Annotated in this window: 23 protein-coding genes, 2 tRNA genes and 1 riboswitch; of the genes, 18 read left to right on the top strand and 7 right to left on the bottom strand. The window is 72.2% G+C overall.

Annotated elements, in window-relative coordinates; translation table 11 throughout:
- Positions 1-239 precede the first annotated feature (239 nt).
- From dnaA to ACZCAH_RS08065, 11 genes are all read left to right on the top strand, one after another.
- The gene (dnaA, locus tag ACZCAH_RS08115) at positions 240-1,952 is read left to right on the top strand and encodes a chromosomal replication initiator protein DnaA (RefSeq protein ID WP_464340575.1); all 1,713 of its coding nucleotides are present in this window, start codon (positions 240-242) and stop codon (positions 1,950-1,952) included.
- 556 nt (positions 1,953-2,508) lie between these two features.
- Complete coding sequence (gene dnaN, locus ACZCAH_RS08110) at positions 2,509-3,633, top strand: DNA polymerase III subunit beta (protein WP_464340574.1); 1,125 nt, start codon at positions 2,509-2,511, stop codon at positions 3,631-3,633.
- Between the two features lie 19 nt (positions 3,634-3,652).
- Entirely contained in the window at positions 3,653-4,909 is a 1,257-nt protein-coding gene (gene recF / locus ACZCAH_RS08105; RefSeq protein ID WP_464340573.1) for a DNA replication/repair protein RecF, read from the top strand.
- Between the two features lie 7 nt (positions 4,910-4,916).
- On the top strand, positions 4,917-5,687 hold the full coding sequence (locus ACZCAH_RS08100) for a DciA family protein (protein WP_464340572.1): 771 nt from the start codon (positions 4,917-4,919) through the stop codon (positions 5,685-5,687).
- 142 nt (positions 5,688-5,829) lie between these two features.
- Positions 5,830-5,959, top strand: a riboswitch (FMN riboswitch).
- A gap of 115 nt (positions 5,960-6,074) precedes the next feature.
- Entirely contained in the window at positions 6,075-7,130 is a 1,056-nt protein-coding gene (ribD, locus tag ACZCAH_RS08095) for a bifunctional diaminohydroxyphosphoribosylaminopyrimidine deaminase/5-amino-6-(5-phosphoribosylamino)uracil reductase RibD (protein WP_464340571.1), read from the top strand.
- Positions 7,131-7,147: 17 nt separating this feature from the next.
- Positions 7,148-7,789: a riboflavin synthase gene (locus ACZCAH_RS08090; protein WP_464340570.1), complete on the top strand. Its 642-nt coding sequence runs from the start codon at positions 7,148-7,150 to the stop codon at positions 7,787-7,789.
- A complete protein-coding gene (gene ribB / locus ACZCAH_RS08085; RefSeq protein WP_464340569.1) occupies positions 7,786-9,057 on the top strand; it encodes a 3,4-dihydroxy-2-butanone-4-phosphate synthase in 1,272 nt (423 codons plus the stop codon). The genes ACZCAH_RS08090 and ribB overlap by 4 nt, the downstream gene beginning before the upstream one ends.
- On the top strand, positions 9,054-9,518 hold the full coding sequence (gene ribH, locus ACZCAH_RS08080; RefSeq protein WP_464340568.1) for a 6,7-dimethyl-8-ribityllumazine synthase: 465 nt from the start codon (positions 9,054-9,056) through the stop codon (positions 9,516-9,518). The genes ribB and ribH overlap by 4 nt, the downstream gene beginning before the upstream one ends.
- Positions 9,519-10,014: 496 nt before the next feature.
- Positions 10,015-12,114 (top strand): DNA topoisomerase (ATP-hydrolyzing) subunit B, encoded by a 2,100-nt coding sequence (gene gyrB, locus ACZCAH_RS08075; protein WP_464340781.1) that lies wholly within the window; start codon positions 10,015-10,017, stop codon positions 12,112-12,114.
- A 78-nt stretch (positions 12,115-12,192) separates the two neighbouring features.
- On the top strand, positions 12,193-15,012 hold the full coding sequence (gyrA, locus tag ACZCAH_RS08070) for a DNA gyrase subunit A (RefSeq protein ID WP_464340567.1): 2,820 nt from the start codon (positions 12,193-12,195) through the stop codon (positions 15,010-15,012).
- Positions 15,013-15,017: 5 nt separating this feature from the next.
- A complete protein-coding gene (locus tag ACZCAH_RS08065) occupies positions 15,018-15,593 on the top strand; it encodes a DUF3566 domain-containing protein (protein WP_464340566.1) in 576 nt (191 codons plus the stop codon).
- A gap of 150 nt (positions 15,594-15,743) precedes the next feature.
- Here the strand turns inward: ACZCAH_RS08065 and ACZCAH_RS08060 are convergent, their stop codons facing one another.
- On the bottom strand, positions 15,744-16,586 hold the full coding sequence (locus ACZCAH_RS08060; protein ID WP_464340565.1) for an alpha/beta fold hydrolase: 843 nt from the start codon (positions 16,584-16,586) through the stop codon (positions 15,744-15,746).
- Between the two features lie 326 nt (positions 16,587-16,912).
- Positions 16,913-17,392 carry an aminoacyl-tRNA deacylase gene (locus tag ACZCAH_RS08055; RefSeq protein WP_464340564.1) on the bottom strand — a complete coding sequence of 160 codons (480 nt, stop codon included), beginning with the start codon at positions 17,390-17,392 and terminating at the stop codon, positions 16,913-16,915.
- A 142-nt stretch (positions 17,393-17,534) separates the two neighbouring features.
- On the opposite strand from ACZCAH_RS08055, the gene ACZCAH_RS08050 reads away from it, so the two are divergent.
- Positions 17,535-18,284 carry a hypothetical protein gene (locus ACZCAH_RS08050; RefSeq protein ID WP_464340563.1) on the top strand — a complete coding sequence of 250 codons (750 nt, stop codon included), beginning with the start codon at positions 17,535-17,537 and terminating at the stop codon, positions 18,282-18,284.
- Positions 18,285-18,311: 27 nt separating this feature from the next.
- Here ACZCAH_RS08050 and ACZCAH_RS08045 read toward each other — a convergent pair whose 3' ends face one another.
- The 4 genes from ACZCAH_RS08045 to ACZCAH_RS08030 are packed head-to-tail and all read right to left on the bottom strand — an operon-like array spanning position 18,312 to position 22,069.
- A complete protein-coding gene (locus ACZCAH_RS08045) occupies positions 18,312-19,925 on the bottom strand; it encodes a molybdopterin-dependent oxidoreductase (protein ID WP_464340562.1) in 1,614 nt (537 codons plus the stop codon).
- A complete protein-coding gene (locus ACZCAH_RS08040; protein WP_464340561.1) occupies positions 19,922-20,749 on the bottom strand; it encodes an anti-sigma factor in 828 nt (275 codons plus the stop codon). The genes ACZCAH_RS08045 and ACZCAH_RS08040 overlap by 4 nt, the downstream gene beginning before the upstream one ends.
- Positions 20,746-21,351, bottom strand: coding sequence for an ECF RNA polymerase sigma factor SigK (sigK, locus tag ACZCAH_RS08035; RefSeq protein WP_464340560.1), 606 nt, complete (start codon positions 21,349-21,351; stop codon positions 20,746-20,748). Before sigK ends, ACZCAH_RS08040 begins: the two co-directional genes overlap by 4 nt.
- A 37-nt stretch (positions 21,352-21,388) precedes the next feature.
- Entirely contained in the window at positions 21,389-22,069 is a 681-nt protein-coding gene (locus ACZCAH_RS08030) for a fasciclin domain-containing protein (protein WP_464340559.1), read from the bottom strand.
- A gap of 263 nt (positions 22,070-22,332) precedes the next feature.
- Here ACZCAH_RS08030 and ACZCAH_RS08025 point away from each other — a divergent pair.
- The 6 genes from ACZCAH_RS08025 to ACZCAH_RS08000 all read left to right on the top strand — a co-directional run bounded on the left by ACZCAH_RS08025 (position 22,333) and on the right by ACZCAH_RS08000 (position 26,185).
- Positions 22,333-22,406: transfer RNA gene (locus ACZCAH_RS08025), tRNA-Ile, on the top strand.
- Between the two features lie 20 nt (positions 22,407-22,426).
- Positions 22,427-22,606, top strand: coding sequence for a DLW-39 family protein (locus tag ACZCAH_RS08020; protein ID WP_464340558.1), 180 nt, complete (start codon positions 22,427-22,429; stop codon positions 22,604-22,606).
- A 27-nt stretch (positions 22,607-22,633) separates the two neighbouring features.
- Positions 22,634-22,706, top strand: a tRNA-Ala gene (locus ACZCAH_RS08015).
- Positions 22,707-23,098: 392 nt separating this feature from the next.
- Positions 23,099-23,878 (top strand): hypothetical protein, encoded by a 780-nt coding sequence (locus ACZCAH_RS08010; RefSeq protein ID WP_464340557.1) that lies wholly within the window; start codon positions 23,099-23,101, stop codon positions 23,876-23,878.
- A gap of 1 nt (position 23,879) precedes the next feature.
- Positions 23,880-24,683, top strand: coding sequence for a class F sortase (locus tag ACZCAH_RS08005; RefSeq protein WP_464340556.1), 804 nt, complete (start codon positions 23,880-23,882; stop codon positions 24,681-24,683).
- A gap of 8 nt (positions 24,684-24,691) precedes the next feature.
- On the top strand, positions 24,692-26,185 hold the full coding sequence (locus ACZCAH_RS08000) for a PepSY-associated TM helix domain-containing protein (protein ID WP_464340555.1): 1,494 nt from the start codon (positions 24,692-24,694) through the stop codon (positions 26,183-26,185).
- On the opposite strand, the gene ACZCAH_RS07995 is transcribed toward ACZCAH_RS08000, so the two are convergent.
- Positions 26,186-26,467, bottom strand: a complete 282-nt coding sequence (locus ACZCAH_RS07995) for a hypothetical protein (protein ID WP_464340554.1) — start codon at positions 26,465-26,467, stop codon at positions 26,186-26,188.
- Positions 26,468-26,582: the final 115 nt, after the last annotated feature.

Raw genomic sequence — 26,582 nt, 5'->3', positions numbered from 1 at the left:
GAGCCTCCCAGCGCCTGGTTGTGGCCCGATTCTCACTGTCTCTGACGTTCCGTGCGGCGTTTCGTACCGCCGACGACCCCGGCACGGCGCTATGCGTGATCACGGCTGTGCTCCACACCACCCGCCGGTGCCCGGTCGGGCGAAGGGGACCGACCTCACCCGCTCCGTCCACACCCTCGGTCCACAATCGGCGGGCCATTGTGGAAAACTGGCGGGACCGCTGAACGCCAGGAGAGAGCATGCCGGACACGAACGTCGACGAGATCTGGGAGCGTACGCTCTCGACCCTGCGTCGCGACAGCACGGTATCGCAGCGCGTCATCGCCCTGCTGACCCTATCCCGCCTCATGGCCGTCGTGGCGGACACCGCCCTGCTCGCAGCCCCGTCCGTCTCGGCGAAAGAGCTGTTCGAGAACCGGATCGCCGGCTCTCTCAAGGCCGCGCTGAGCGAGGCCACCGGCCGCGACACCCGCTTCGCGGTGACCGTCGACGAGTCGCTGCTGCTCGAGGAGGACGACGAGGACGAGTTCCCCGCGGCCTCGGGCTCCGTCGGCGGCGCTGCGACCTCGGCACCTTCCGTCGGACGTGCACATCCTGTGGATGACCCTGTGGACAACTCCGGGCTCGGCGTCCACAGCACCCCCTTCCGCCGCGATCGGGACACCGGCTCGGTGCTGCCCGCGCGCGATCAGCCGGGCCGGGCCGCGATGCCCGCGTCCTCCTCCGCCGCGTCGGCCGGTGCCGAGTCCGGTGCGGAGGATTCCGTCTCCCGGTTCGGCCGCGGGACCGCCGCCGACCTCCCCGGAGCCTTCGACGGCTTCTCCGCGGTCACCGGATCCTCGGCGCCCTCGCCGGGACCGGCTCCGCGTCGGGCTTCGTCAGGCACCTCGACCCTCGGCGGGGACTCGCGGCTCAACGCCAAGTACACCTTCGACACCTTCGTGATCGGCTCCTCGAACCGGTTCGCGCAGGCCGCGGCGTCGGCCGTGGCCGAGACCCCGGCGAAGGCGTACAACCCGCTGTTCATCTACGGCGGCTCCGGCCTGGGGAAGACTCACCTGCTCCACGCCGTCGGCCACTACGCCCAGAGCCTCTACCCGGACGTGGTGGTGCGGTACGTGAACTCCGAGGAGTTCACCAACGACTTCATCAACTCGGTGCAGTCCGGCCAGTTCGGCAAGGCCCAGGAGTTCCAGGCCCGCTACCGCGACATCGACATCCTGCTGATCGACGACATCCAGTTCCTGCAGCGCGCGCCCGAGACGATGGAGGCGTTCTTCCACACCTTCAACTCGCTCTACAACACGGACAAGCAGATCGTGATCACCTCCGACCTGCCGCCCAAGGAGCTCGGAGGCTTCGAGGACCGGATGCGCTCCCGGTTCGAGATGGGCCTGATGACCGACGTGCAGCCGCCGGACCTCGAGACCCGCATCGCCATCCTCCGCAAGAAGGTCGCGCAGGAGAACACCGGCGAGGTGCCGCACGAGGTGCTCGAGTACATCGCCTCGCACATCGCCACCAACATCCGTGAGCTCGAGGGGGCGCTGATCCGGGTGCAGGCGCTGCACTCGCTGTCCCGGCAGCCGATGGACGTCACCCTCGCCGAGAGCGTGCTGAAGGATCTGCTCTCCCATGACGACGGCGCCCAGATCACCGCGGCGACGATCATCGCGCAGACGGCTACGTACTACGGGCTGAGCGTCGAGGAGATCATCGGCACCGGACGGTCGCGGCGTCTGGTGTCGGCGCGGCAGATCGGCATGTACCTGTGCCGCGAGCTGACGGACATGCCGCTGATCCGCATCGGTGAGGAGTTCGGCGGGCGCGACCACACCACGGTGATGCACGCGAACAAGAAGATCAGCGAGCTCATGAAAGAGCGTCGCGCGATCTTCAACCAGGTCACCGAGCTCACGGCGCGGATCAAGAGCTCGAACTCCGCGCGCTGAGCCGCCGAGGGCCCCATAGGGCGCGACAGAGAGCAGCAGCGGGCCGCAGAGAGCTCCAGGCGAAGAACAGGCCAGGTCAGCGACCGGTTCTCCCCAGCTGTGGATAACTCTGTGGACAGTGTGGATCGCGAAGCATATCCGCAGGAGCGGTTGTGCACGGGCGAATGACAGGAATCGGGGGTCCTTGACGATCGATGCACAGCTCGCGCACGGACCGATCCCGTGGATCAACGATCCGTCCACTCCTGACGTTCTCCGTACGACCTGGAGTGTTGCGGTGAATCCACAGGATCCACAGCTGTGAAGAAGAGGACTGTTGTTCAGTGCTCGTCGGGGATGTGGATGCGCGGACGGTGCCGGGACAGAGCCGAGACGGAGCGGAAACGGACGCGAGGAACGAGCCGGGACCCACGGATCCGACGACTCGCGCGGGCAGCTCGCGGGCGCCGAAAGTCGCGACTGTCAAGGATCGCGACCGGTGTGTCGGCGGCATCGCGAGGAAACCGATACGCTGTCCCCCGATCTGGCATTCGACCACTGCGAAGGAGTGGCAACGGTGAAGTTCCACCTCGACCGCGGCGTCCTCGGCGACGCCGTCACCTGGGCCACCCGTACCCTCCCCGTCCGTCCGGCGATGCCGATCCTGCAGGGCGTGCGGATCGTCGCCGATGCGAGCGGCGAGCTGCAGCTCTCGACCTTCGACTACGAGGTCAGCGCGCAGATCCGGCTCGATGCCGAGGTCGAGCAGCCCGGTGAGGTCCTGGTCCAGGGGCGCATGCTCTCGGACATCGTCCGCGCCCTGCCGAACAAGGACGTCTCGATCGCGCTCGAGGGCACGAAGCTCCAGGTCCGCTGCGGCAGCGCCCGCTTCGCCCTCGCGACCCTGCCCGTCGAGGAGTACCCGCAGCTGCCGGCGATGCCCCCGGTCGCCGGCTCCGTCGCGGCGGACGTCTTCGCCGAGGCGATCTCCCAGGTCACCGTCGCCGCCTCGAAGGACGACACCCTCCCGCTGCTCACCGGCGTGAAGGTCGAGATCGCTGGCGAGACCATGACTCTGATGGCCACCGACCGCTACCGGCTGGCCCTGCGCGAGCTGACCTGGAACCCCTCGACTCCGGGCACGGAGCTCACCGCCCTCGTGCGCGGCCGCACCCTGCACGAGGTGGCCCGCTCGATGTCCACCGGCGGGAGCGTCGAGATCGCCCTGACCGAGGACTCCTCCGCGAACCTGATCGGTTTCGAGGCCGGCGGCCGGCGCACCACCTCGACCCTGGTCGACGGCGAGTACCCGCCCGTGCGCCGCCTCTTCCCCGACACCACCGCCATCACCGCCGTCGTCGCGACCGGCGCGCTGATCGACGCGGTCAAGCGCGTCTCCCTCGTGGCCGAGCGCAACACCCCCGTGCGACTGTCTTTCACCGAGGGCCAGGTCGCCCTCGAGGCCGGCGCCGGCGACGACGCCCAGGCGAGCGAGGTGCTCGAGGCGCAGCTCGAGGGCGAGGACCTCGTGGTCGGCTTCAATTCCGGTTTCCTGCTCGACGGCCTCGGCGCGCTGGGCACCGAGTTCGCGCGGCTGACCTTCACCGACTCGATCAAGCCGTCGGTGATGAGCGGTCAGGACTCCCTCGAGGGAGCACCCGACTCCTCGTACAAGTACCTGATCATGCCGATGCGGATCTGAGCGCGGGAGCTCCTCCTCCGTGCAGCTGACCGCCCTCGACCTCACCGACTTCCGCTCCTACCAGCGCCTCGAGCTTCCCGTGCAGAGCGGGATCACGGTCCTGGTGGGTCCGAACGGCCAGGGCAAGACCAATGTCGTCGAGGCCCTCTGGTATCTCGCGACCCTGTCCAGCCACCGGGTCCCGCACGATGCCGCCCTCGTCCACCGCGGCTCGGCGACCGCGATCATCCGCGCGAGCCTCCTCCGCGCCGGGAGGCCTCTCCAGGTCGACCTCGAGATCACGCCGGGCCGCTCGAACCGGGCCCGCCTCCAGGGGCAGAACGTCTCCCGACTCCGTGACCTCCTCGGCGAGGTCCGGGCCGTGCTCTTCGCCCCGGAGGACCTCGGTCTGGTCAAGGGGGATCCCGAGGGGCGGCGCCGCTTCCTCGACGAGCTCCTCTTCGAGATCGCCCCGCGCTTCGCCGGTGTGAAGGCGGACTACGACCGCGTGCTCAAGCAGCGCTCGAACCTCCTCAAGCAGATGCGCTCGATGCGCCGCGGCGGCAGCGGGCGCAGCGTCGGCGGGCTCGACCCGGCGGAGTCCGCGGCGAGCACCCTCGAGGTCTGGGACCAGCAGCTGGCCCGCTTCGGCGCCGAGCTGCTGCGCGCGCGACTGCACCTGGTCAACCGGCTGCGTCCCCATCTCGGCTACTCCTATCTGCGGGTCGCGACCGACGAGGGCGCCGAGCAGTCGCTCGACCTGCCGCCCGGGCAGCGCGGCGAGGTGACGTCCCCCGCCGACGTCGCCTACCGGTCGGCCGTCCTGGACCATCTCGGCACCACGCCCGGGGAGCTCCCCGGCACCCGGGAGATCCACGACGCCCTGCTGGCGCTGCTCGCCGAGCGCCACGAGGAGGAGATCGACCGCGGGGTGACCCTCGCCGGCCCCCATCGCGACGACCTCGAGATCCGCCTGCACGACTTCCCCGCCAAGGGCTACGCGAGCCACGGCGAGTCCTGGTCCCTGGCCCTCGCCCTGCGGCTCGCCAGCTACGACCTGCTGCGCCTCGAGGAGGGCGACCTCGGCGACGGGGAGCCGATCCTCATCCTCGACGACGTCTTCAGCGAGCTCGACGTGCACCGGCGCGAGCGTCTCGGCCGCATCGTCACCGGCGCCTCGCAGGTGCTGATCACGACCGCCAACGACAGCGACATCCCGGACTCCCTCACCGGCGAGATCCACCTGGTCGACGTCACCCTCGGCGCGGCCGTCCCCCGGACGAGCGGGACCTGGTGAGGACCCGATGACCGAGCGCCCGGCAGCCTCGCGCCGTCCCCGGCTCGCGAATCCGTACGACCTCTCCACCTGGAGCGGGGCGGCCCGGTCGGAGCCGGAGGCCGAGGACCCCGCACCGCCCGGCATCGCGGAGGGCGGGTCGGGCGCGACCCGCCCCCGACCCGCGGAGACCTCCGTCGGCCGACGGGGGGAGACCGCCCGGGAGCACCGCGGACCCGCGGCCGACGAGGACCCCGTCGACCCGCCCGCGCCTCCCGTGCCGGCGGACCCCTTCGAGCTCGCCCGCCGCACCGTGAACCGCTCCCGCGCCGCCGCCCGGGACCGCGGCCTCTATCCGATCTCGGCGAAGACGCAGGCCCGTGACGTGCGCGATCGCTCCACGCGGGCACCCGGCTACTCCGGCGCCCGGCCCGATCCCCGCGACCCGCAGGGCATCGAGTCGGTGTTGCGCAAGGTCCTCGGGAACCTGGGCTGGACCGCGGGGATGAACAGCGGGCGCGTGCTCGAGGAGTGGGATCAGATCGTCGGCGAGCGGATCAGCACCCACTGCCGCCCCGTCTCCTTCGAGGACGGGGTGCTCGTGGTGAGCGCCTCCTCCTCCGCGTGGGCCTCCCAGCTGCGCCTGCTCACCCCGCAGCTGATCACCACGATCGAGGAGCACGTCGGCTCGCACGTGGTCTCGGAGCTGCGGGTCACCGGCCCGGCCGCCTCCCAGCGCACCTGGAAGAAGGGTCGCCGCACCGTGACCTGGAGGGGACCGCGCGACACCTACGGGTGACCCGGGACCGGGCGGCCGTCCGGACCGACCGCGCCCCACCGCCCGGCCCGTGCCCGGCCCTCCGCGCCGTCGTTCATGCCCCGTCACGCCCGAGAGCCCTCTGGTCGGGACTGCTACGGTGGTCGGCGACGAGCTGAGAAGCTCGCGTGCACTGGGGTCGGTGAAATTCCGAGCCGGCGGTGACAGTCCGCGACCCGATGGCCTCTGGCCCTCGGCTGACCAGGTGGAACTCCTGGACCGACGGTGAGAGTCCGGATGGGAAGCGCACGCGATGTCGCCCTGTGGCGACCGCTCGGCGTCCCCTCGCGGGACGCCGCGGTCCCCGTGCAGGGCGACGTCCCGACGCCCCTTCGTCCGGTCCGTGAGCGACCGATCGGAGGAGCGCACATGATCACCCCCGCCGAGGAGCGAGCGCTTGAGCGCGCCCTCGACCTCGCCCCCGGCCCGCCGGGGAGCGATCCCGTCCCGGCCGGACCGAACCCGCGCGTCGGCTGCGTGATCCTCTCCGCCGACGGGGCTCTGCTGGCCGAGGGCTGGCATCGCGGGGCGGGCACCGCCCACGCCGAGGTCGACGCGCTGTCCCGCCTCGGCGGCCGCGCCCCGGGCGGGACCGCCGTCGTGACCCTCGAGCCGTGCGCCCACCGCGGACGCACCGGACTCTGCACCGAGGCCCTGCTCGCAGCCGGGATCCGGCGCGTCGTCATCGCCCGCCGGGACCCGAACCCCCGCGCCGCGGGCGGGCTCGAGCGCCTGCGCTCCGCCGGGATCGAGGCCGAACTGGTCGCCGTCGGGCCGCTCCACGACCGCGCTCGGGAGCTCCTGCGCGGTTGGGAGCACGGGCTGCGCCACGCCCGCCCCCTCGTCACCGGGAAACTCGCCCTCACCCTCGACGGCCGGATCGCGGCGGCCGACGGGACGAGCCGCTGGATCACCGGGGAGGCCGCGCGCGCCGAGGTCCACGAGCTGCGGGAGCGCTGCGACGCGGTGCTCGTCGGCACCGGCACCGCCCGCGCGGACCGCCCCCGGCTCACCGCCCGCCCGGCCGACGGCGCCCCGGCCCGTCACCAGCCGCTGCGCGCCGTCATGGGGCGGACCGCCCGCCCCGGGCTGCTCGCCCCCGACCCGGCGGCGGGCCCGGCCCTCGCGCTCCGCACCCGTGATCCCGCCGCGGCGCTCGCCGAGCTCTTCGCCCGCGGCGTCCGCCAGGTCCTCGTCGAGGGCGGCGCGACCCTCGCCGCGGCCTTCCTGGCGGAGGGGCTGGTCGACGAGCTGATCGTCCACCTCGCCCCCACCCTCCTCGGCGCCGGCACCCCCGCCGTCGCGGACCTCGGCATCACCACCCTCGCCGACCGGCTCGACCTCGACCTGGTCGAGGCCCGCCCCCTGATCTCGGCGGACGGTCGCACCGACCTCCGCCTCCTGCTGCGCCCCCGCGCGGCGTGACCCCCGAAAGGACCGCCATGTTCACCGGAATCATCGAGGAGCTCGGCACGATCGAGGCGCTCGAGCACCCCCAGGACGTCCCCGCCGATCCGTCGGCCCCCGGCCGCACCGCGCGCCTGCGGATCCGCTCGCCCCGTGTGCTCGAGGCGGTCCGCCTCGGCGACTCGATCGCCGTCGACGGCTGCTGCCTGACCGTCACCTCCCACGACGGGACCACCTGGACCGCCGACGTCATCGCGACCACCCTCGCCGCGACGACCCTCGGCTCCCGCGCACCCGGCGACCGGGTCAACCTCGAGCGCTGCGTGCGGGCCGACGGGCGGCTCGACGGACACATCGTCCAGGGCCACGTCGACGGCGTCGGCCGGATCACCGGTCGCACCGAGGCGGGCGGCACGACCCTCCTGCACCTCGAGCTCCCGGACGGCCTCGAGCGGTACGTCGTGGACCGCGGCTCCCTCGCCGTCGACGGGGTGAGCCTGACCGTCGCGGGGATCACCGGCGCGGAGGTCAGCATCGGCCTGATCCCCGAGACCCTCGACCGCACCACCCTCGGCCGGCGGACCGTGGGCGACGTGGTCAATCTCGAGGTGGACGTGCTGGCGAAGTACGTCGAGCGGCTCGCCGGCGGGCTGCTGCCGACGGGAACGGACCGATGAGCGGGCTGCGCCTGGACCCCGCCGGCCGTGCCGTCGAGGAGATCGCGGCCGGTCGACCGGTGGTCGTGGTCGACGATGCCGATCGCGAGAACGAGGGCGACCTGATCCTCGCCGCCGAGTGCGCCACCCCCGAGCTGATCGCCTTCGCGGTGCGCCACTCGAGCGGGCTGCTCTGCGCGCCGATGGAGGCCGCACGGGCCGACCGGCTCGAGCTGCCGCTCATGGTCGAGCACAGCACCGACCCCCTGCGCACCGCGTACACCGTGAGCGTCGACGCCGCCGCCGGTGTCACCACCGGCATCTCGGCCGCGGACCGCGCCCGCACCCTCCGCGTGCTCGGCGGGGCGGGGACCCGCGCCGCCGACCTGATCCGCCCCGGCCATGTGCTGCCGCTGCGCGCTCGACCGGGCGGGGTGCTCGAGCGTCGCGGACACACCGAGGCCGCGGTCGACCTCGCCCGCCTCGCGGGACGCGAGGCCGTGGGGATGATCGTCGAGCTGGTCCACGACGACGGGACGATGATGCGCGGTCCGGCGCTGCGGGACTTCGCCGACCGGCACGGCCTGACCCTGATCTCGATCGAGGCCCTCGTCGCCCATCGCCGGGAGATCGAGGAGATCGACCTGCTGGTCGTCGAGGAATCCGCCCTGCAGGTCACCGCACCGGTCCCGCTGCCCACGCCGCACGGCCTCTTCTCGGCGCTCGCCGTGACCGACGGCGCCGCCGAGCACCTCGTGCTCGTCCTCGGCGAGGTCGACGCGCCGGGGCCGGTCCTCACCCGGGTGCACTCCGAGTGCGTTACCGGGGACGTGCTCGGCTCGCACCGCTGCGACTGCGGCCCGCAGCTGCAGGAGTCCCTCGCCCGGATCGCCGACCGCGGCCGCGGCGTGCTCGTGCTGCTGCGCGGCCACGAGGGGCGGGGCATCGGCCTCGCGCAGAAGCTGCGGGCCTACGCCCTGCAGGACGCGGGCCGCGACACCGTCGAGGCGAACCTGGACCTGGGCCTGCCGGTCGACGCCCGCGACTTCTCCGTCGTGCCGCGGATCCTCGCGCACCTCGGCATCGGGGCGATCGACCTGCTCACCCACAACCCCGAGAAGGTCGCGGCGCTGCGCGCCGGAGGGGTCGACGTCCGCGGCGTCGTCGACCTCGACCCCCATCCCACCCCCGAGAACCTCACCTATCTCACCACCAAGCGGGACCGCCTGGGCCATCACCTGATCGGCCTGCCCGCGGCCCGCACCCTCACGAACGGAGACCCCTCATGAGCGGACACGGCGCCCCCGCCCCGCAGCTCACCGCCCGCCCCGGCACCCGACTCGCCGTCGTCGCCGCCTCCTGGCACCGCGAGGTGATGGACGGCCTGCTCGCTGGCGCGCTCGCCGCGGCCCGCGAGGCCGGCGTCGAGCCGACGGTGGTGCGCGTCCCGGGTTCCTTCGAGCTCCCCGTGGTCGCGGACCGGCTCGCCAGCACCCACGACGCGGTCGCGGCGCTCGGCGTGGTGATCCGCGGCGGGACCCCGCACTTCGACTACGTGTGCGCGGCGGCGACCGACGGGCTCTCCCGGGTCGCCCTGGACCACGGCGTCCCCGTCGGCTTCGGCTTGCTGACCTGCGACGACGAGGAGCAGGCCCGCGACCGCGCCGGACTTCCCGGGTCCCGTGAGGACAAGGGGCGCGAGGCGGTCGCGGCGGCTCTGGAGACGGCCGCGGTCCTCGCCGCGCTCTGATCCGGCGGCGGATTCCCCTGCGGCTCGGGGGCGGCTCGGTGACGGCTCGGTGACGGCTCGGTCACCGTCCAATCATCGTCTTGGGGGTCGCGATCGCAGACGCGCCTGTGCCGCGCGAGGGGGTCGGGAGGTGTACGGGACCTCGTCCGAGGACCCCCGGACCCCGTCCAGAGGCCGTTCCAGGCCGCCTGGGAGGCTCTCCGCGGTGACTTCTCCACAGGAAAGGGGGCGTCGAATAGGTTTCACGCCCCTCCTCCGATAGAATCGGCGGAGGTTCGGCCGACGTCCCTGACGTCCCGGTGGACTGCGAAGCCGTCGGTTCGAGCACAGCGGCCTCCGGGGCCCGCGCGCGCGTGCGCGCGAGGACTCCGCGGGCCGTTCGCGCGTCGGACCGCGGGCCGCTCCCCGTGCCCGGTCGAACCGCCCCCGGTCGCTCTCCCGATCGGGGACCGAGGACAGCGAGGAGCCACACCAGGTGAGCGACAGCGACCGACCCATGCCCGAGCAGGACGCGCCCCAGGGCGTGCCGGACCCCGTCCCCGCGGCGGAGCCGGCACCGGATCCCGGACTCAGCGCGGGCGAGAAGGCGGCACGCTCCCCCGAGCACTACGACGCCTCGGACATCACCGTCCTCGAGGGACTCGAGGCGGTCCGCAAGCGCCCCGGCATGTACATCGGCTCCACCGGGGAGCGCGGCCTGCACCACATGGTGCAGGAGATCGTCGACAACTCCGTGGACGAGGCGATGGCTGGTCACGGCGACTCCATCGAGGTGTACCTGCTGGCCGACGGCGGCGTGCGCGTCGTCGACCATGCCCGCGGCATCCCCGTCGCCATGCACCCCACCGAGAACAAGCCCGCGGTCGAGCTGGTGCTCACCGTGCTGCACGCCGGCGGCAAGTTCGGCGGCGGCGGCTACGCCGTCTCGGGCGGTCTGCACGGCGTGGGCTCCTCCGTGGTCAACGCCCTGTCCACCCGGATGGAGGTCGAGATCCGCCGCGACGGCCACGTGTGGCGCCAGGCCTACTCCCGCGGCGTGCCCGAGGCCCCGCTGGACAAGGGCGAGGCGAGCGAGGAGACCGGCACCACCATCACCTTCTGGGCCGATGGCGAGATCTTCGACGAGACCGTCTACGACTTCGAGACCCTGCGCAAGCGGTTCCAGCAGATGGCCTTCCTCAACAAGGGACTGCGCATCGCGCTGACCGACGAGCGCACCCCCGACCCGCAGGACGAGGAGGACGCCGACCTCGTCGACGTCGAGCTCGAGGCCGAGGGCAAGCAGACCGGACCCCGCACCGTCGCCTACCGCTACGAGCGCGGCCTGCAGGACTTCGTCGAGTTCATCAACTCCGCCAAGCGCGCCGAGGTGATCCACCCCGAGGTGATCTCCTTCGAGGCCGAGGACACCGACGCCCACATCAGCGTCGAGGTCGCGATGCAGTGGACCGGCTCCTACTCCGAGTCCGTGCACACCTACGCCAACACCATCAACACCCACGAGGGCGGCACCCACGAGGAGGGCTTCCGCAGCGCGCTGACCGCGATCGTCAACCGCTACGGCAAGGCCCAGGGCATCCTCAAGGAGAAGGACGCCAACCTCACCGGCGAGGACATACGCGAGGGCCTCACCGCCGTCGTGTCCGTGAAGCTCGGCGAGCCCCAGTTCGAGGGCCAGACCAAGACCAAGCTGGGCAACACCATCGCCCGCACCTTCATGGTCAAGGTGATGACCGACCAGCTCACCGACTGGTTCCGCTCCCACCCCGCGGAGGCCAAGGCCATCGTCGCCAAGAGCCAGGCCTCGGCGCTCGCCCGCGAGGCGGCGCGCAAGGCCCGCGAGGCGACCCGCCGCAAGTCCCCGCTCGAGACCGGCGGCATGCCCGGCAAGCTGCGCGACTGCTCCAGTCGCAACCCCTCCGAGTGCGAGATCTTCATCGTCGAGGGCGACTCCGCGGGCGGCTCCGCGGTGCAGGGCCGCGACCCGCGCACGCAGGCGATCCTGCCCATCCGCGGCAAGATCCTCAACGTCGAGAAGGCGAGGCTCGACCGGGCCCTGGACAACCAGGAGGTCCGCTCGCTGATCACCGCCTTCGGCACCGGCATCGGCGAGGACTTCGACGCCACCAAGCTGCGGTACCACAAGATCATCCTGATGGCCGACGCCGACGTCGACGGCCAGCACATCTGCACCCTGCTTCTGACCCTGCTGTTCCGGTACATGCGGCCGCTCATCGAGATGGGCCACGTGTTCATCGCGATGCCGCCGCTGTACCGCCTGAAGTGGTCCAACGCCCCGCACGAGTACGTCTTCAGCGACGCCGAGCGGGACGAGCGGATGACCGCCGGCCGCGCGGCCGGGCGCCGCATCCCCAAGGACAACGGCATCCAGCGCTACAAGGGCCTCGGCGAGATGGACTGGAAGGAACTGCAGTCCACCACCATGGACCGCGAGTCCCGCACCCTCAAGCAGGTCACCGTGGACGAGGCCGCCGACGCCGACACCATCTTCTCCGTGCTGATGGGCGACGACGTCGAGTCCCGGCGCCGCTTCATCCAGGAGAACGCCAAGGACGTCCGCTTCCTCGACATCTGACCGTCGGCCCCGGCGCAGCGCCCCGCGCGCCCGGGACCCGCCCCCAGACCCGGCCCCACCCGAAAGGCCTTCCCTGCCATGAGCGACACCCCGCAGGACCCGACCGTTCCCGAGAACGGCTCCGAGCAGACCCCGTCCGCGGGCTCCCCGTCGGCCGGCTCCCCGTCGGCAGCCGGCACCCCCGCCCCGCCGGCCGGACCGACGCCCGAGGGCGCCACCGAGCTGAGCGCGGCCGAGGCCGCCGACCGGACCGTCACCCTCGTGGACCCCCTCGACGACGGGGAGGTCGACCGCATCACCCAGGTCGATCTGAACCACGAGATGCAGCGCTCCTACCTCGACTACGCGATGAGCGTGATCGTCGCCCGCGCGCTGCCCGACGTGCGCGACGGCCTCAAGCCCGTGCACCGCCGCATCGTCTACGCGATGTACGACGGAGGCTACCGCCCCGACCGCTCCTTCTCGAAGTGCGCGAAGGTCGTCGGCGAGGTCATGGGCAACTACCACCCCCACGGCGACACCGCGATCTACGACGCCATGGTGCGCCTGGTGCAGCCGTGGTCGATGCGCTACCCGCTGATCCTCGGCCAGGGCAACTTCGGCTCCGCCGGTGACGACGGCGCGGCCGCCCCCCGGTACACCGAGTGCAAGATGGCGCCGCTGGCCCTCGAGCTGGTCCGCGACATCGACCAGGACACCGTGGACATGCAGGGCAACTACGACAACACCGTCGACGAGCCCTCCGTGCTGCCCGCCCGCTTTCCGAACCTGCTGGTCAACGGCTCCGCCGGCATCGCCGTGGGCATGGCCACGAACATCCCGCCGCACAATCTGCGCGAGGTCGCCGAGGCCGTCCAGTGGCTGCTGCAGAACCACGAGGCGACCAAGCCGGAGCTGCTCGAGGCGTGCCTGCGCTTCATCAAGGGCCCCGACTTCCCGACCGGCGCCACCATCGTCGGCACCAAGGGCATCGAGGAGGCGTACCGCACCGGTCGCGGCTCCATCACCCAGCGCGCCGTGGTCTCCACCGAGGAGATCAACGGGCGCATGGCGCTCGTCGTCACCGAGCTGCCGTACCAGGTCAACCCCGACACCCTGGCCCGCAAGATCGCGGAGATGGTCAAGCTCGGCAAGATCCAGGGCATCGCCGACATCACCGACGAGACCTCCGGCCGCACCGGTCAGCGCCTGGTGATCACCCTCAAGCGCGACGCCGTGGCGAAGGTGGTGCTGAACAACCTCTACAAGCACACCCAGCTGCAGGAGAACTTCTCCGCGAACATGCTCGCGCTCGCGAACGGCGTGCCGCGGACCCTGTCGATCGACTCCTTCGTGCGCGAGTGGACGAAGCACCAGATCGACGTCATCGTGCGCCGCACCCGCTTCCGGCTGAAGAAGGCCGAGGAGCAGATCCACATCTACCGCGGCTACCTCAAGGCGCTCGACGCGCTCGACGAGGTCATCGCCCTGATCCGCCGCTCGCCCGATGCGGATCAGGCGCGCACCGGTCTGATGGAGCTGCTGGAGATCGACGAGATCCAGGCCAACGCCATCCTCGCCATGCAGCTGCGCCGCCTTGCCGCCCTCGAGCGGCAGCAGATCATCGAGCGCCACGACGAGCTGCAGGCCCTCATCGAGGAGTACGAGGCGATCCTCGCCGACCCGGCGCGGCAGCGGCAGATCGTCTCCGAGGAGCTCACGGAGATCGTCGACAAGTACGGCGATGACCGCCGCACCCGGATCCTGCCCTTCGACGGCGACATGTCGATGGAGGACCTCATCCCCGAGGAGGACGTGGTCGTCACCATCACGCGCGGCGGGTACGTCAAGCGCACCCGCGCCGACCAGTACCGTGCGCAGAAGCGCGGCGGGAAGGGCGTGCGCGGCGCCTCGCTGCGGGCCGACGACGTGGTGGAGCACTTCTTCACCACCACCACGCACCGCTGGCTGCTGTTCTTCACCAACCAGGGCCGCGTCTACCGCGCCAAGGGCTACGAGATGCCCGAGGCGCCGCGCGACGCGAAGGGCCAGCACATCGCGAACCTGATGGCCTTCCAGCCGGACGAGCACATCGCCTCGGTCCTCGCGATCGACACCTACGAGGACGCCCAGTACCTCGTGCTCGCGACCCGCTCCGGCCTCGTGAAGAAGACGGCCATGACCGCCTTCGACTCGAACCGCACCGGCGGCATCATCGCCATCAACCTGCGCGACGTCGACGGTCCCGACGGCACCCGGCCGGACCGCGTGATCGCCGCCCGCGCGGTCGACGCCGACGACCACCTGCTGCTCGTCTCCCGCAACGGCCAGTCCGTGCGCTTCCCCGCCGAGGACGAGGTGCTGCGCCCCACCGGCCGCGCCACCTCCGGCGTGACCGGCATGAAGTTCCGCCACGACGACGAGCTGCTCGCGATGGACGTGATCCGTCCGGACCGATTCGTGGTCACGGTGACCGACGGCGGCTTCGCCAAGCGCACCTCGGTCGACGAGTACCGGGTGCAGGGTCGCGGCGGCCTCGGCATCCGCGTCGCCAAGCTGCCCGACGACCGCGGCCACCTGGTCGGCGCCGCGGTAGTCGACGAGACCGACGAGCTGCTGGTCGTCATGGAGCGCGGCCGCGTGGTCCGCTCCAAGGTGGCCGAGGTGCCGCCGAAGGGCCGCACCACCATGGGCGTCACCTTCGCCAAGCCTGACGCCAATGACCGCATCCTGCTCGTCACCACGAGCCCCGAGTCCGAGGAGGACCTCGAAGAAGCTGCCGGGGCCGCCGGGGCCGACGGAGATGCTGTGGAGATCTCCGCGGCCGACGGCGACGCCTCCCCGCCCGCGGACAGCGATGATCTAGGCTCGGATCCGTCCGCCCCGTCCCCCGCGGGTGACGACGAGAACGAGGAGTGACCCCCATGAGCTCGAGCGACTCGAGGACGACCACGTCCGCCGAGGAGACGTCAAAGATGCCCGTGGTCGAGGATTCCGCGAGCTCGTCCCGCACCGGGAAGGGCTCCGGGAGCTCCGCGAAGGGTTCCGGGAGCACCTCGAAGGGCTCGGGGAACGCTGCGAAGGGTGCGAGCCGCAGCCCCGTCAAGGCGACGGCGAGCCCCTCGACCGGGGAGCGCCGTGGCCCGCGCCGCGTGCGCCTGACCCTTTCTCGGATCGACCCGTTCTCCGTGATGAAGCTGTCGCTGCTGATCGGCATCGCCATCGGCATCGCGACCGTGGTGGCCGTCGCGCTGCTGTGGAACCTGGTGGACGCGGTGGGCCTGTGGGCCTCCATCGACCAGCTCGGCCGCGACCTCAACAGCGGCGACCCGCTGCCCTTCATGACCTTCTTCGAGTTCGAGAAGTTCTTTTCCTACGGCGTGATCGTGGCCGTGGTGAACGTCGTGATCATCACCGCGCTCGGCACGCTGCTGGCCTTCCTCTACAACCTCGTCGCCGCCCTGCTCGGCGGCCTCCGGATGACCTTCACCGACGAGTGACGCCCGGGGCGCTGGTCCGGGGCGCTACCCCGGGCTGAGATCGCTCCCGCGGCCCCGCCCCGCCCCACCCCGCACCACGGCGCCTGAGGGAGCATGTTCCGGCGAACATGCTCCCTCAGGCGCCGCTGTTTGTGGGCGGTGGGGCGTTGCTCAGGCGCCGGCGAAAGGCAGCAGCGCGGCGTTGACCTCGTCGGCGTGGGTGCGGAGCAGGCCGTGCGGGGCACCCTCGATCTCGACGTACTGCGCCTGCGGGACGAGGTCGCGGAAGCGTCGGCCGGTCGCGTCGACGGGGAGGATGCGGTCCCCGGTGCCGTGCAGGATCAGCGTGGGCAGGCCACTCTCGCGCACCGCCTCGACATCGCCGCGGAAGTCCTCGAGCCAGGTGGGCACGACCGCGTAGGCGGCGGTGGGCGCGCTCGAGACGGCGACGTTCCAGCTGCCGTCGACCGCCTCCTGGCTGATGCGGGAGCCGAGCGTCTCGTCGAGGTTGTAGAAGTTCGCGAAGAAGTCCCGGAACCAGGCGTAGCGGTCTTCGCGGGCGGAGGCGCTGATCCCGTCGAAGACCTCCTGCTCGACGCCCTCGGGGTTGTCCTCACGACGGAGCAGGAAGGGCTCGAGGGAGGCGAGGAAGGCGAGGCGCGAGATCCGCTCGTGGCCGTGCCGGGAGACGTAGCGGGCGAGCTCGCCGGTGCCCATCGAGAAGCCGACCAGGGTGACGTCCCGCAGGTCGAGGGTCTCGAGGACGGTGTGCAGGTCGTCGGCGAAGGTGTCGTAGTCGTACCCGGTGGTGACCTTCGAGGACTTCCCGAAGCCGCGCCGGTCGTAGGTGATGACGCGGTGGCCCGCCTCGAGCAGGGCGCGGGTCTGCAGCTCCCAGCTGTGCCCGTCGAGCGGGTAGCCGTGGAGGAGCAGGACGGGGCGGCCGGAGCCGTGATCCTCGTAGTACAGCTCGACGGGGGTGGAGTTCTCGGTGCCGACGGTGATGGTGCCCATCTGGCTTCCTTCCGGACGGGGCGAGGACGGTCGTCCTCGCCGAGGACTCCACCGTAGAGAACTCGCGCCCTCGCGTCGCCCCCCCTGGGCCGGGACCTGACTCGCCCCGGGGTCGCCAGCTCGGGGGACCCCAACCCCGGGACGCCGATTCCCCGGGATCGGCGCCCCCAGACCCCGACCCGCCCCGGAACCCCCGCACACTTGGGGGAATGGAGCGTCTATTCCCCCAAGTCTGTGGGGGTTTTGGACGGGGGCGAGGGAGGCGTTGGTTCGTGACGCGGGCGGTGTCGAGGGGGTTCGGGGCGCGGTGGCGAGGGCTGCGGACCTCAGGGCGCCTGGAGCTCGGTGACCTCGGCGACCTGGGCGTCGAGGTGGGCGAGGGCCGCGGCGGCGTCGAGCGTGACGGCGCTGCCGTGGGCGCCTGCGCCGAGGGAGATGCGTCGGCCGGGCTCGTCCACGAGGGAGGCGTCGGCGATGACCGGCCAGGCGGTGGTGGATCCGAAAGGCGTGATGGTGCCGCGCTCATAGCCGGTGACCTCCTTCGCCACGTCCTTGTCCGGCATCGACAGCCGGTTCACGCCGAGCAGCGCGCGCAGCAGCGGCCAGGAGATCTCCCGGTCGCCCGGGACCAGCACGAACAGGAAGTCGCCCTCGCCGCGGCGCACCACGAGGGTCTTGACGATGTCGCGCGGCACGACGCCGCGGGCGGCCGCCGCCTCGGCGAGGGAGCCGACGCGTCCGTGACGGGTGATCTCGTACTCCAGCCCGGAGGATTCGAGGGCCGCGATCGCACGCTGTTCGCTCATGGTCCCCAGCGTAGGCCCGCCACGCTCCGCCCGTCCGTGCGCCGCCGGCCGCCGCGCTCCGCCGCCGATCCGCGCTCAGCCACCACCCGCCCCCCCCCCGCGCTCCGCCGACCCTCGCGCCGCCCGGCGCTACCCTCGGAGCATGCCCGTCGACGCCTCCGACCTCACGCCTCAGGCCTACCCGTGGCCGGTCGAGCTGCCTCCCCTCGCCCTCCTGCAGGGTGACGGCACGGTGCGTCCGCTCACTCCAGCCGCTGGACCCGCCGACGGACCCGCCGCCCTGGGCGAGGCCCTCGCCTCTGCCGGGGCCGCTCCGCGTTCCGAGCGCCGCCTGCTGCTGACCGTCGGCTCGCTCGCCGCCCCGCAGGTCCTCGCCGAGCGATACGAGCGGGCGGGTCTGCACGGGGACGCCGCCGTCGCGACCGGCCTGGTCGCAGCGAGCGTCACCGGTCTTGCCGTCGCCCACAGCGCCCACGCTTCCCGCCGCGGCTATGTGCCCGCCGCCCCGTACGCGGCCCCCGGCGTGCGCACCGAGCTGCGGGCGATCTGGGTGAGCGAGGAGCAGCTGGCCGCGCTCGACGCGACCGAGCCGAACTACGAGCGCCTCACCCTGCCCGCCGCCCCGCTCGAGCTCACCCTCGCGGCCGGCGAGGCCCCGGCGGAGGTCGAGGTGTACGCGAGCCGGCACGGGGTGATCGGCCGGCTCCGCCCGCTCCCGTTGCACATCAGCCAGCAGCAGCTGTTCGAGCGGCTCGCGGTGCTCGTGGATCCCGATCCGTTCGAGGGCCCGGCCGACGAGGTCTGTGCACGTCTCGCCGCCGACCCAGACGACGTCCGCGCGCTGCTCGCCTCCCACGGCCTCGACATCCCTGACGGCCTGCCCCGCCGCTGATCCCGCGCGGGGCGCCCCCGTCGGCCGCTACGCGACCGTGAAGCGGATCGTGTGCCAGCCGCTCGCCCCGTCGGGAGCGGGCGCCGCGCGCTCGTCGGTCTGCAGCTCGCCTTCGCCGTCGGTGGCGCGGACCGAGATGGAATGATCGCCCGGGCTCGCGTCCTCCCAGCGCAGCGACCACTGCACCCAGGTGTCCTCCGAGATCGCGGCGCCGAGCTCCGCCTCGCGCCACTCCCCGTCGTCCAGCTGGACCTCCACGCGCGAGATCCCGCGCTGCTGCGCCCAGGCGGTGCCGCCCAGCATGACGGCACCGTCGGCCTCCGCGGTGAGGTCCCCGAAGGAGCGGGGCACGTCGACGCGGGAGGCGATCTTGATGGGGCCTCGCTCCGACCAGCCGCGGGTGGACCAGTAGGCGACGTCGTCCGCGAAGCGGGTCACTTTCAGCTCGGTGAGCCACTTGGTCGCCGAGACGTAGCCATACAGACCGGGCACCACCATGCGCACCGGGTAGCCGTGCTCCTCGGGCAGCGGCGCGCCGTTCATCCCCACGGCGATCAGCGCATCGCGGCCGTCGGTGAGGGCCTCCAGCGGGGTCGAGGCGGTGAAGCCGTCGACCGAGCGGGAGAGGACCATGTCCGCGCCGTCCTTCACCCCGGCGCGCTCCAGCAGGGTCCCGACGGGGACGCCGAGCCAGGTGGCGTTGCCGGCGAGGTCGCCGCCGACGGGGTTGGACACGCACGCCAGCGTCACGTGCGCTTCGACCATCGGCTCGGCGAGCAGCTCCTCGAAGGTCAGCGTGACCTCGCGGTCCACCAGTCCGTGGATCCTCAGCTGCCAGGTGGTCGGGTCCACGCGGGGGACCGACAGTGCGGTGTCGATCCGGTAGAAGTCGGCGGCGGGGGTGAGGATAGGGGGCATGCCCTCGAGCTGCACCTGGGCGGCCTCGGGGATGGGATCGGCCGGGGTCGCCGGCGTCGGGAGCACGAACTGCGCGATGGTGCGGGCCCGCTCCCGGGCCGCGCCCACGCCCCGTGCCACGCCGCCACCGATCAGCGCGATGACGCCCACGCCGCCCGTGAAGACGAGGGCGCGTCGGCGGGACCAGGCGGCGCGGTCCGGTTCCTCGTCAACCGCGCCGGACCCTCGCAGCGCCCGCAGCAGGAGCCGCAGGACGGGCACCGCGACGAGGGTGCCGACGAGGGTGGGGACCAGGTCCAGCACGCTGTTCTGCGCCCGGGTGAGGACCAGGCCGGCGGCGAGCACGCCGAGTCCGGCGAGCAGCATGCCCGCAAGGGCCGGGCGACGCGCGCCGATCCACCCGATCAGCCCCGTCAGCACCCCGTACACCACCGCCATCGAGGCGAACAGCACGGGCTTGTCCCACGTGCCCACCAGGGAGATGACCAGGTCCTTCACCCAGGGCGGGACGATGTCGACGAACGCCGAGCCGACGGCCACGAAGGGCGCGGACGAGGAGCTGAAGCCGAGAGCGACCAGCTCCGCCACCGCCACCAGCAGCAGCCCGGAGACGAGACCGGCGATCACGGGCGCGAGCCGGCCGGCTGGGGCGGAGCGGTCGTTCGGGGTGGAGCGGCCGCCCGGTGCGACCGTGCCGCCGGGATCGCTCTGCCCGGTGTTCACAGCTCTCCCACGGCGACCACGTCGGTGGGCTCCGGGGAGCCGCCGGCCGGCTCGACGCTCAGTCCGATCTGCACCGAGGCGGGCATCGGGCCCGAGAGCAGCGCCGTCCCGTCGGCGTCCCTCAGCACTCCCATGTCATGGGCTCCGTCCTCATCGATCATCCAGAGCTGGTAGGTGCGGTCCTCCGGGAGGTCCGGCAGACCGCCCGCCTGGATGACCATGGCCTCCCGGTCCCGCGAATACAGCACCTGCAGCGCCCCGCCGGAGGAGGATTCGACGGTGACGTGGGCGGCGTCGGCGGAGGCCATGATGGTGCGCACCATCTGCTGCTCCTGCGCGGCGTCGGCCGATGTGGCCTCCAGGGCCTCGATCCTCGACTCCGCCTGCCGGAGCTCGGCGCGTTCGGAGGCCCAGAGCCCCAGCCCGGCCACGCTCGTGAGCAGCAGGGCCGCCGCGGCGACCCCCGCCCAGAGGGCACGCCGACGAGCGGCGCGGAAACGCTCCAGGGAGACGACCTCGCCCGCCGGGCGCCGGTCCTCGGGAGGGTCGGCGGCCGACGACGTCGGCCCAGGGGCCTCCGCGGGAGTGCTCGGCGACAGCTGCCGGGTCCGGGACACCTGCGCCATGACGGAGGCCTTGAGGTCGGCCGAGGGTGCGACCCGGGGGAGCCCCTGGGCGAGCTCGGCGGCGGTCTCCCGGAACGAGGCGGCCTCGGCCGCCGCCTCGGCGTCCTCCGCCAGGTAGGCCTCGACCTCCTCCCGCTCGGCGTCGTCGAGGGCGTCCAGCGCCCAGACGCCGCTCATGTCGTGCTGTCGCTCGGTCACGTGGTCACCCCCAGCCTGTCCCGCAGGACGATCATCCCGTCACGGATCCGCGTCTTCGCCGTCCCGACCGGGATGTCGAGGAGGGCGGCCACCTCCCGATGGGTGTAGCCGCCCATGTAGGCCAGGCGGATCGCATCGGCCTGGACGGCGGTCAGGGATCGCAGGGCGGTCTCCACCCGCTGCGCCTCCACCCTCATGATCCCCTCCTCCTGCACGTCCACGACCTGTTCCTCGATGATCCGCATCCCCTCGGCCGAGTCCCGGCGCCGCGAGGCCTCGGTGGCGCGCACGGTGTCGACCGCGCGGCGATGGGCGATGGTGCACAGCCAGCTCCGCGCCGATCCCCGTCGTGCGTCGAAGCGGGTGGCCTGCCGCCAGATCTCCACGAGGACCTCCTGCAGCACCTCCTCGCTGAGCGCCGGATCGCGCACCACGCGCCGGATCAGGCCCAGCAGCAGCGGGGCGACCTCGTCGTACAGGCGCGAGAAGGCGTCCTCGTCGCCCAGGGCGACGCGGTGCAGGAGCTCCGGCCAGGGCGGATCGGCGCGATCGGCGCCGCCGATCACGCCCAAGCCGGTCTCCTCCTGGGGATCAGGGGGCATCGCCGCTCCTTGGTGGACTGAGAGCAGTGTGCCCTGATCAGCCCTGCTCCGCCATCGACGGCGGCATCAGAACGGTATCGATGAGGTAGACGGTGGCGTTCTGGGTCTGCACGCCGCCGCAGATCACGGCGGAGTCCCCGACCATCAAAGCATCGCCCTCGCCGGTGACCTCGATCTCCTCGCCCTGGACCGTCATGTGGGTCCCGGCGATCTCGTCGGGGCTCATCTGCCCGGACACCACGTGGTAGGTGAGCACCGAGGTCAGCGCGTCCGAGTCCGCGGCGAGGGCCTCGAGGTCCGCCGCGGGCACCGCCGCGAAGGCCTCGTCGACCGGAGCGAACACCGTGAACTCGTCCCCGTCGAGGGTGTCGGCGAGGTTCACGTCGGGGTTCAGCTCGCCGGAGACCGCGGAGGTCAGCGTGGTGAGCATCGGGTTGTTGGAGGCGGCGACGGAGACCGGGTCCTGGGCCATCCCCTCGACGGAGCCGGCACCGTCGGGCACCATCTCCGCGTAGTCGGCGCAGCCCGGACCCACCAGGTTCGCCGCCGGGTCCATCGCCTCACCGCCGCCGTCGGAGGCCTCGCTCTGCTCGGCGGCCGGCGGGTTCTGGCCCTCCTCGACGGCGGGGTCCTCACCCATGCCGCCGGAGCAGGCGCTCATCAGCGCGACCGTGGCCGCGAGGGCTCCCAGTCGGGGAAGCAGCGTGCGTGTCGTCATGACCGTCTCCTTCGTTTCTCCGTGGGCGACGCCGGGGCGGCGTCACGGGGATGGTTCGGAGCGATCGGCCGAGCGGATGGGAGGGATCGGGCGCCGATTCGGCGAGGACCCGACGCGCTGCTCGCCGCCCGGCCCTGCTCGACGCTGTGACCTCCCGTACACCGGTCCGCATCGGTTGGACGTGCTCGGCGGGCGCGCTGTAGAGTTGCACGTCGGTGGCCGTCGGCACTCACCCCCGCAAGGGACTGTGCAGATCCGCCCACGGGCCTATAGCTCAGTCGGTTAGAGCGCTGTCCTGATAAGACAGAGGTCACTGGTTCAAGTCCAGTTAGGCCCACTTCGAGGTACGGAGGACTCATGAAGAGGTTCGTCACCACCGTCGCCGTCCTGATCGGGACCACTGCGGCCGGGCTGCTCGCCTGGCGCAAGATTGAGTCCGATCGGATTCGCAATGATCTGTGGTCCGAGGCCGAGCGGATCTCCGCTGAGCAGGACGCCCGTGAGGCCGTTCCGGCGCCCGTCGCCTCCCAGAACTGATCCCCCTGCGGGATCACAACTGAATACGGGGACTTAGCTCAGTTGGTAGAGCGGTAGCTTTGCAAGCTTCAGGTCAGGGGTTCGACCCCCCTAGTCTCCACTCGAGAAACCGTGAGACAGTGACTCGTCGCGAGGGCCCCACCGTGAGGTGGGGCCCTCGTGCTGTCCGGAGGCGGGCGGTGGTGGCGATCCTCGGTCGACCTCTCACGCCGACGCGGTGATACGTGTCGGTAACAGCGGTGTTACCGACACGTATGACAGCGTGGCCGCGCTCTTGGGCAGCGCTCTTGGGCAGCGCTCTTGGGCTGCGCTCGTGGGCCGGGCTCGCGGGTCGTGGCCGGGCTCGCGTGGTCTCGTGGTCCCGCCGTGGGCCGGGCTTGCGCTCGGGGTCGATGTGCGATCCGTCCAATCCGCCCGCCCGTGTGCTCCGAACCACAACGGCACCGTCCTCGACGGCCGGAAGGTCGTCCGGTGCTCCACGAAGGAGTCACGATGCGTACGACGACGAAGCGACTGCTCCCCCTCCTCGCGGCCACCGCCGTGGTCGGCATGCTCGGCGCCCCCGCCGCGCTCGCCGAGGGCCACGGGGATGATGGCGGGTCCACCACCCTCGAGGCCCACCTGACCGAGCTGAACCAGTCCGGGGTCTCCGGCACCGCCTGGGTGACCCTCGACGGCAACGAGGTCACCGTGAAGATGGAGAACACGGGCCTGCTGGCCGGGGCTCCCCATGCCCAGCACATCCACGTCGGCGGCATGAACTCCTGCCCGGAGGCGGACGCCACCGGCAACGGTGAGGACGGGGCCCTCCAGGTCTCCGACGCCCACCACTTCTACGGTGACATCGTCGCCTCCCTGACCACCGAGGGCGACACCAGCCCCGACAGCGGCCTGGCGGTGGACCGATTCCCCGTCGGTGACGACCCGTACGAGCGGACCTTCGAGGTCAGCGATGACGTCGCCGCCGATATCGCCGCCGGTGACGGCGTGATCGTGGTCCACGGCGTCGACCACAACGGGAGCGGGGAGTACGACGGCGACGTGATGTCGGATCTCGACCCGTCGCTGCCCTCCGAGGCCACCGATCCCGCCGCCTGCGGCACCCTGGACGTCGCCCAGATGGAGGAATGGCCCGAGGGCGGTGCCGAGACCGGTGACGGCACCACCGCCGGCCTCGAGCACGGTGGCGCGATGCTCGCCGGCGGCGGCCTGCTGACCGCTGCAGCGGCCGGTGCCGTGGCCCTGCGTCGCCGTCGCGCGACCCAGGAGTGACATGACGTCACGGGGAACCGAGCGCCGGGGCGGTGGTCGTCGTGCGACGATCGCCGCCCTCGGCGTCCTCGCGCTGCTCGGTGCGGCGCTGCTGGTCTATGCGCTGACGACGCAGGTCGGGGAGCCGCCCCAGCCGCCGCTTCGGGGAGCTCCTGCGGCGTCCGACGGGGGAGGGGCGAAGGAGCCGGAGGCGACTTCCGACGATCAGGCGGCGCCGGTCGATCCCACGCCATCCGCGGGGCCGACCGCGTCCGACGGACCGGCGGGGGCCGGGGAGGCCGCGACGGACGCCGGGACCCCGTCGGCCGCGAGCTCCGCCGACGCGCCGGGCGATGCGCCGGCCGCCCCCCTGCCCGCCGCGGAGCCCACCGCGCTGCGGATCCCGTCGATCGACGTCGACGCGGAGCTGTTCCCGATCGGGCTCGGCGACGACGGCGAGCTGCTCGCCCCGCGCGGCGAGCAGGCGGACCTGCCCGCGTGGTTCGACGGCTCCCCGACCCCCGGGGAAGACGGACCGTCCGTGATCGAGGGTCATGTGACCTGGGGCGGTGACCCGTCGATCTTCTTCGAGCTGGGCGCTCTCGCACCGGGAGACCGCATCGAGGTCGACCGCGAGGACGGCAGCACCGCGATCTTCGAGGTGTACGACGCGGCCCGCTACCCGAAGGACGCCTTCCCCACCGTCGAGGTGTACGGCCGCACGGACGGGCCCGAGCTGCGCCTCATCACCTGCAGCGGCGACCTCGACGCCGAGGGGCACCACCTGGACAACACCGTCGTGTACGCGCGACTCGTCGAGAGCTGAGGGCCATCATGGGTGCTCGTCCCGGTCCGTCACGGCACTGGCTCGGGCCGATGCTGCTGCGCCTGCACTTCTACGCCGGGATCCTGGTGGCGCCCTTCCTCCTGGTCTCCGCGGCCAGCGGCGCCCTCTACGCGGTCATGCCGCAGGTGGAGCGGATCGTCTATGCCGAGGAGCTCACTGCCTCCGTGGACGGACAGGCGCTGCCGCTCGCGGAACAGGTCGCCGCCGCACGGGGGCATCTCGGCGAGGGAGCGGTCGTCACCGCAGTGCGCCCCGCGCCGGAGCCGGGGGACACCACGCGCGTGATGGTGGCCGACTCCTCGCTCGGGGAGAGCGAGTCCCGGGCCGTGATGGTGGACCCCTCCACCGGAGAGATCCGCGGCGACCTCACCGTGTACGGCACCAGCGGCTCCCTCCCGCTGCGCACCTGGGTCGACCAGCTGCATCGAAACCTCCACCTGGGCGAGGCGGGCAGGCTCTACAGCGAGCTGTCGGCCTCCTGGCTGGGGGTGATCGCGCTCGCCGGGCTCGGCCTGTGGATCCGCCGGGCCCGTCGCGCCCGCCGGGCTCGCGATCTGCTGCTGCCCGAGCCAGCCGCGACCGGGTACCGCCGCACCCTCTCGCTGCACAGCTCCCTCGGGGTGTGGGTGCTGCTGGGGGCGCTCTTCCTCGCGGCCACCGGCATCACGTGGTCGCGATACGGAGGCGCCACCATCGGCACCGTGCGCGAGGCACTCGGGTTCACCACGGCCGTCGTGAGCACGGAGCTGCCCGCGCAGGACGCCCCGCCCATCCCGTCGACCGACCCGACCGGCGAGCATGCTGGGCACGAGGGCCACGGGGAGACCCCCGTCGACCCGGACCCGTCTTCCGTCCCCGCGGGGTCCGACTCACCCTGGGCACCGGACCTCGACCGCATCGACGACGTGCTCGCCGCCGGCCGGGCGGAGAACATCGACACCACCCGCGTGGAGATCCGACCGCCCGCCGATGCCGACTCGGCCTGGGTGGTCGAGGAGATCCAGCGCAGCTTCCCCACGAAGGTGGATTCCGTCGCGGTCGCCGTCGCGGCTCCGGCCGTCGCTCCGGCCGGGGCGGACGTGCAGGTCGTCGACCGGGTGGACTTCGCCGACGCCGATCTCGCCGCCAAGCTCACCCGCTGGGGCATCGACCTGCACATGGGCACGATGTTCGGCCTCGCGAACCAGATCGTGCTTCTCGCGATCGCCGCGGCCCTGATCGCGATGATCCTCTGGGGATACCGGATGTGGTGGCAGCGCGGGCGCGCCGGCCGGAGGATGCCGGGTGCCCCGCCGCGCCGTGGGGCGCTGCGGAATGCCCCCTGGAGGGGAGTGGTTCTGGTGCTCCTGGTGGCCGGGGTGATAGGGGTGGCGCTGCCCGTCCTGGGCGCGAGTCTGGTGCTGTTCGTCGTCGTGGACACTGCCGGGGGACTCCTGCGCGGGCTCCGGGACAGGGCCGGTCCGACGCGATCGCCGCGGTGATCAGTCCGGCGGTTCGGTCTCCAGGTGCTCCGCCATGGCCAGGAGGCAGTCGGCGGCGGCGCGCCGGGAGGTCTCGGGGACGTCCTGCGCGATCTCGAGCATCCGCCGGTGCATCCGGCTGAGCCGCTCGCGCACCTCGCCGTGCCCGGCGTCGGTGGCCACCACGATGCGGGAGCGGCGGTCGCGGGGGTGCCGAGCGCGCGCGAGGTGACCGGAGGCGGTGTGCCGGTCCAGCAGCTTCGAGGCGGAGGCGTCCGAGATGTCCAGCAGCTGCGCGCGCATAACTGGATGCTAGAGTCCATTTTGATAGATAGGCTAAGCAAAGCGCTGGCCCTGCCGCTCTGCCTGTCGCGTGGCGTCTCGCAGGCATGTCACTCGTACGTCCCTCAGCGCATCA

The sequence above is a fragment of the Brachybacterium sp. B718/18 genome, assembly GCF_055454375.1.
This window is presented reverse-complemented; position numbering and strand designations above follow the sequence as displayed.

What these genes read in the sequence shown, in the direction of transcription:
- dnaA (WP_464340575.1), top strand. Translation starts at nt 240, where the DNA reads ATGCCGGACACGAACGTCGACGAGATCTGGGAGCGTACGCTCTCGACC.
- ACZCAH_RS08100 (WP_464340572.1), top strand. Translation starts at nt 4,917, where the DNA reads ATGACCGAGCGCCCGGCAGCCTCGCGCCGTCCCCGGCTCGCGAATCCG.
- ribD (WP_464340571.1), top strand. Translation starts at nt 6,075, where the DNA reads ATGATCACCCCCGCCGAGGAGCGAGCGCTTGAGCGCGCCCTCGACCTC.
- ACZCAH_RS08090 (WP_464340570.1), top strand. Translation starts at nt 7,148, where the DNA reads ATGTTCACCGGAATCATCGAGGAGCTCGGCACGATCGAGGCGCTCGAG.
- ribB (WP_464340569.1), top strand. Translation starts at nt 7,786, where the DNA reads ATGAGCGGGCTGCGCCTGGACCCCGCCGGCCGTGCCGTCGAGGAGATC.
- ribH (WP_464340568.1), top strand. Translation starts at nt 9,054, where the DNA reads ATGAGCGGACACGGCGCCCCCGCCCCGCAGCTCACCGCCCGCCCCGGC.
- gyrB (WP_464340781.1), top strand. Translation starts at nt 10,015, where the DNA reads ATGCCCGAGCAGGACGCGCCCCAGGGCGTGCCGGACCCCGTCCCCGCG.
- gyrA (WP_464340567.1), top strand. Translation starts at nt 12,193, where the DNA reads ATGAGCGACACCCCGCAGGACCCGACCGTTCCCGAGAACGGCTCCGAG.
- ACZCAH_RS08065 (WP_464340566.1), top strand. Translation starts at nt 15,018, where the DNA reads ATGAGCTCGAGCGACTCGAGGACGACCACGTCCGCCGAGGAGACGTCA.
- ACZCAH_RS08060 (WP_464340565.1), bottom strand. Translation starts at nt 16,586, where the DNA reads ATGGGCACCATCACCGTCGGCACCGAGAACTCCACCCCCGTCGAGCTG.
- ACZCAH_RS08055 (WP_464340564.1), bottom strand. Translation starts at nt 17,392, where the DNA reads ATGAGCGAACAGCGTGCGATCGCGGCCCTCGAATCCTCCGGGCTGGAG.
- ACZCAH_RS08050 (WP_464340563.1), top strand. Translation starts at nt 17,535, where the DNA reads ATGCCCGTCGACGCCTCCGACCTCACGCCTCAGGCCTACCCGTGGCCG.
- sigK (WP_464340560.1), bottom strand. Translation starts at nt 21,351, where the DNA reads ATGCCCCCTGATCCCCAGGAGGAGACCGGCTTGGGCGTGATCGGCGGC.
- ACZCAH_RS08030 (WP_464340559.1), bottom strand. Translation starts at nt 22,069, where the DNA reads ATGACGACACGCACGCTGCTTCCCCGACTGGGAGCCCTCGCGGCCACG.
- ACZCAH_RS08020 (WP_464340558.1), top strand. Translation starts at nt 22,427, where the DNA reads ATGAAGAGGTTCGTCACCACCGTCGCCGTCCTGATCGGGACCACTGCG.
- ACZCAH_RS08010 (WP_464340557.1), top strand. Translation starts at nt 23,099, where the DNA reads ATGCGTACGACGACGAAGCGACTGCTCCCCCTCCTCGCGGCCACCGCC.
- ACZCAH_RS08005 (WP_464340556.1), top strand. Translation starts at nt 23,880, where the DNA reads ATGACGTCACGGGGAACCGAGCGCCGGGGCGGTGGTCGTCGTGCGACG.
- ACZCAH_RS08000 (WP_464340555.1), top strand. Translation starts at nt 24,692, where the DNA reads ATGGGTGCTCGTCCCGGTCCGTCACGGCACTGGCTCGGGCCGATGCTG.
- ACZCAH_RS07995 (WP_464340554.1), bottom strand. Translation starts at nt 26,467, where the DNA reads ATGCGCGCGCAGCTGCTGGACATCTCGGACGCCTCCGCCTCGAAGCTG.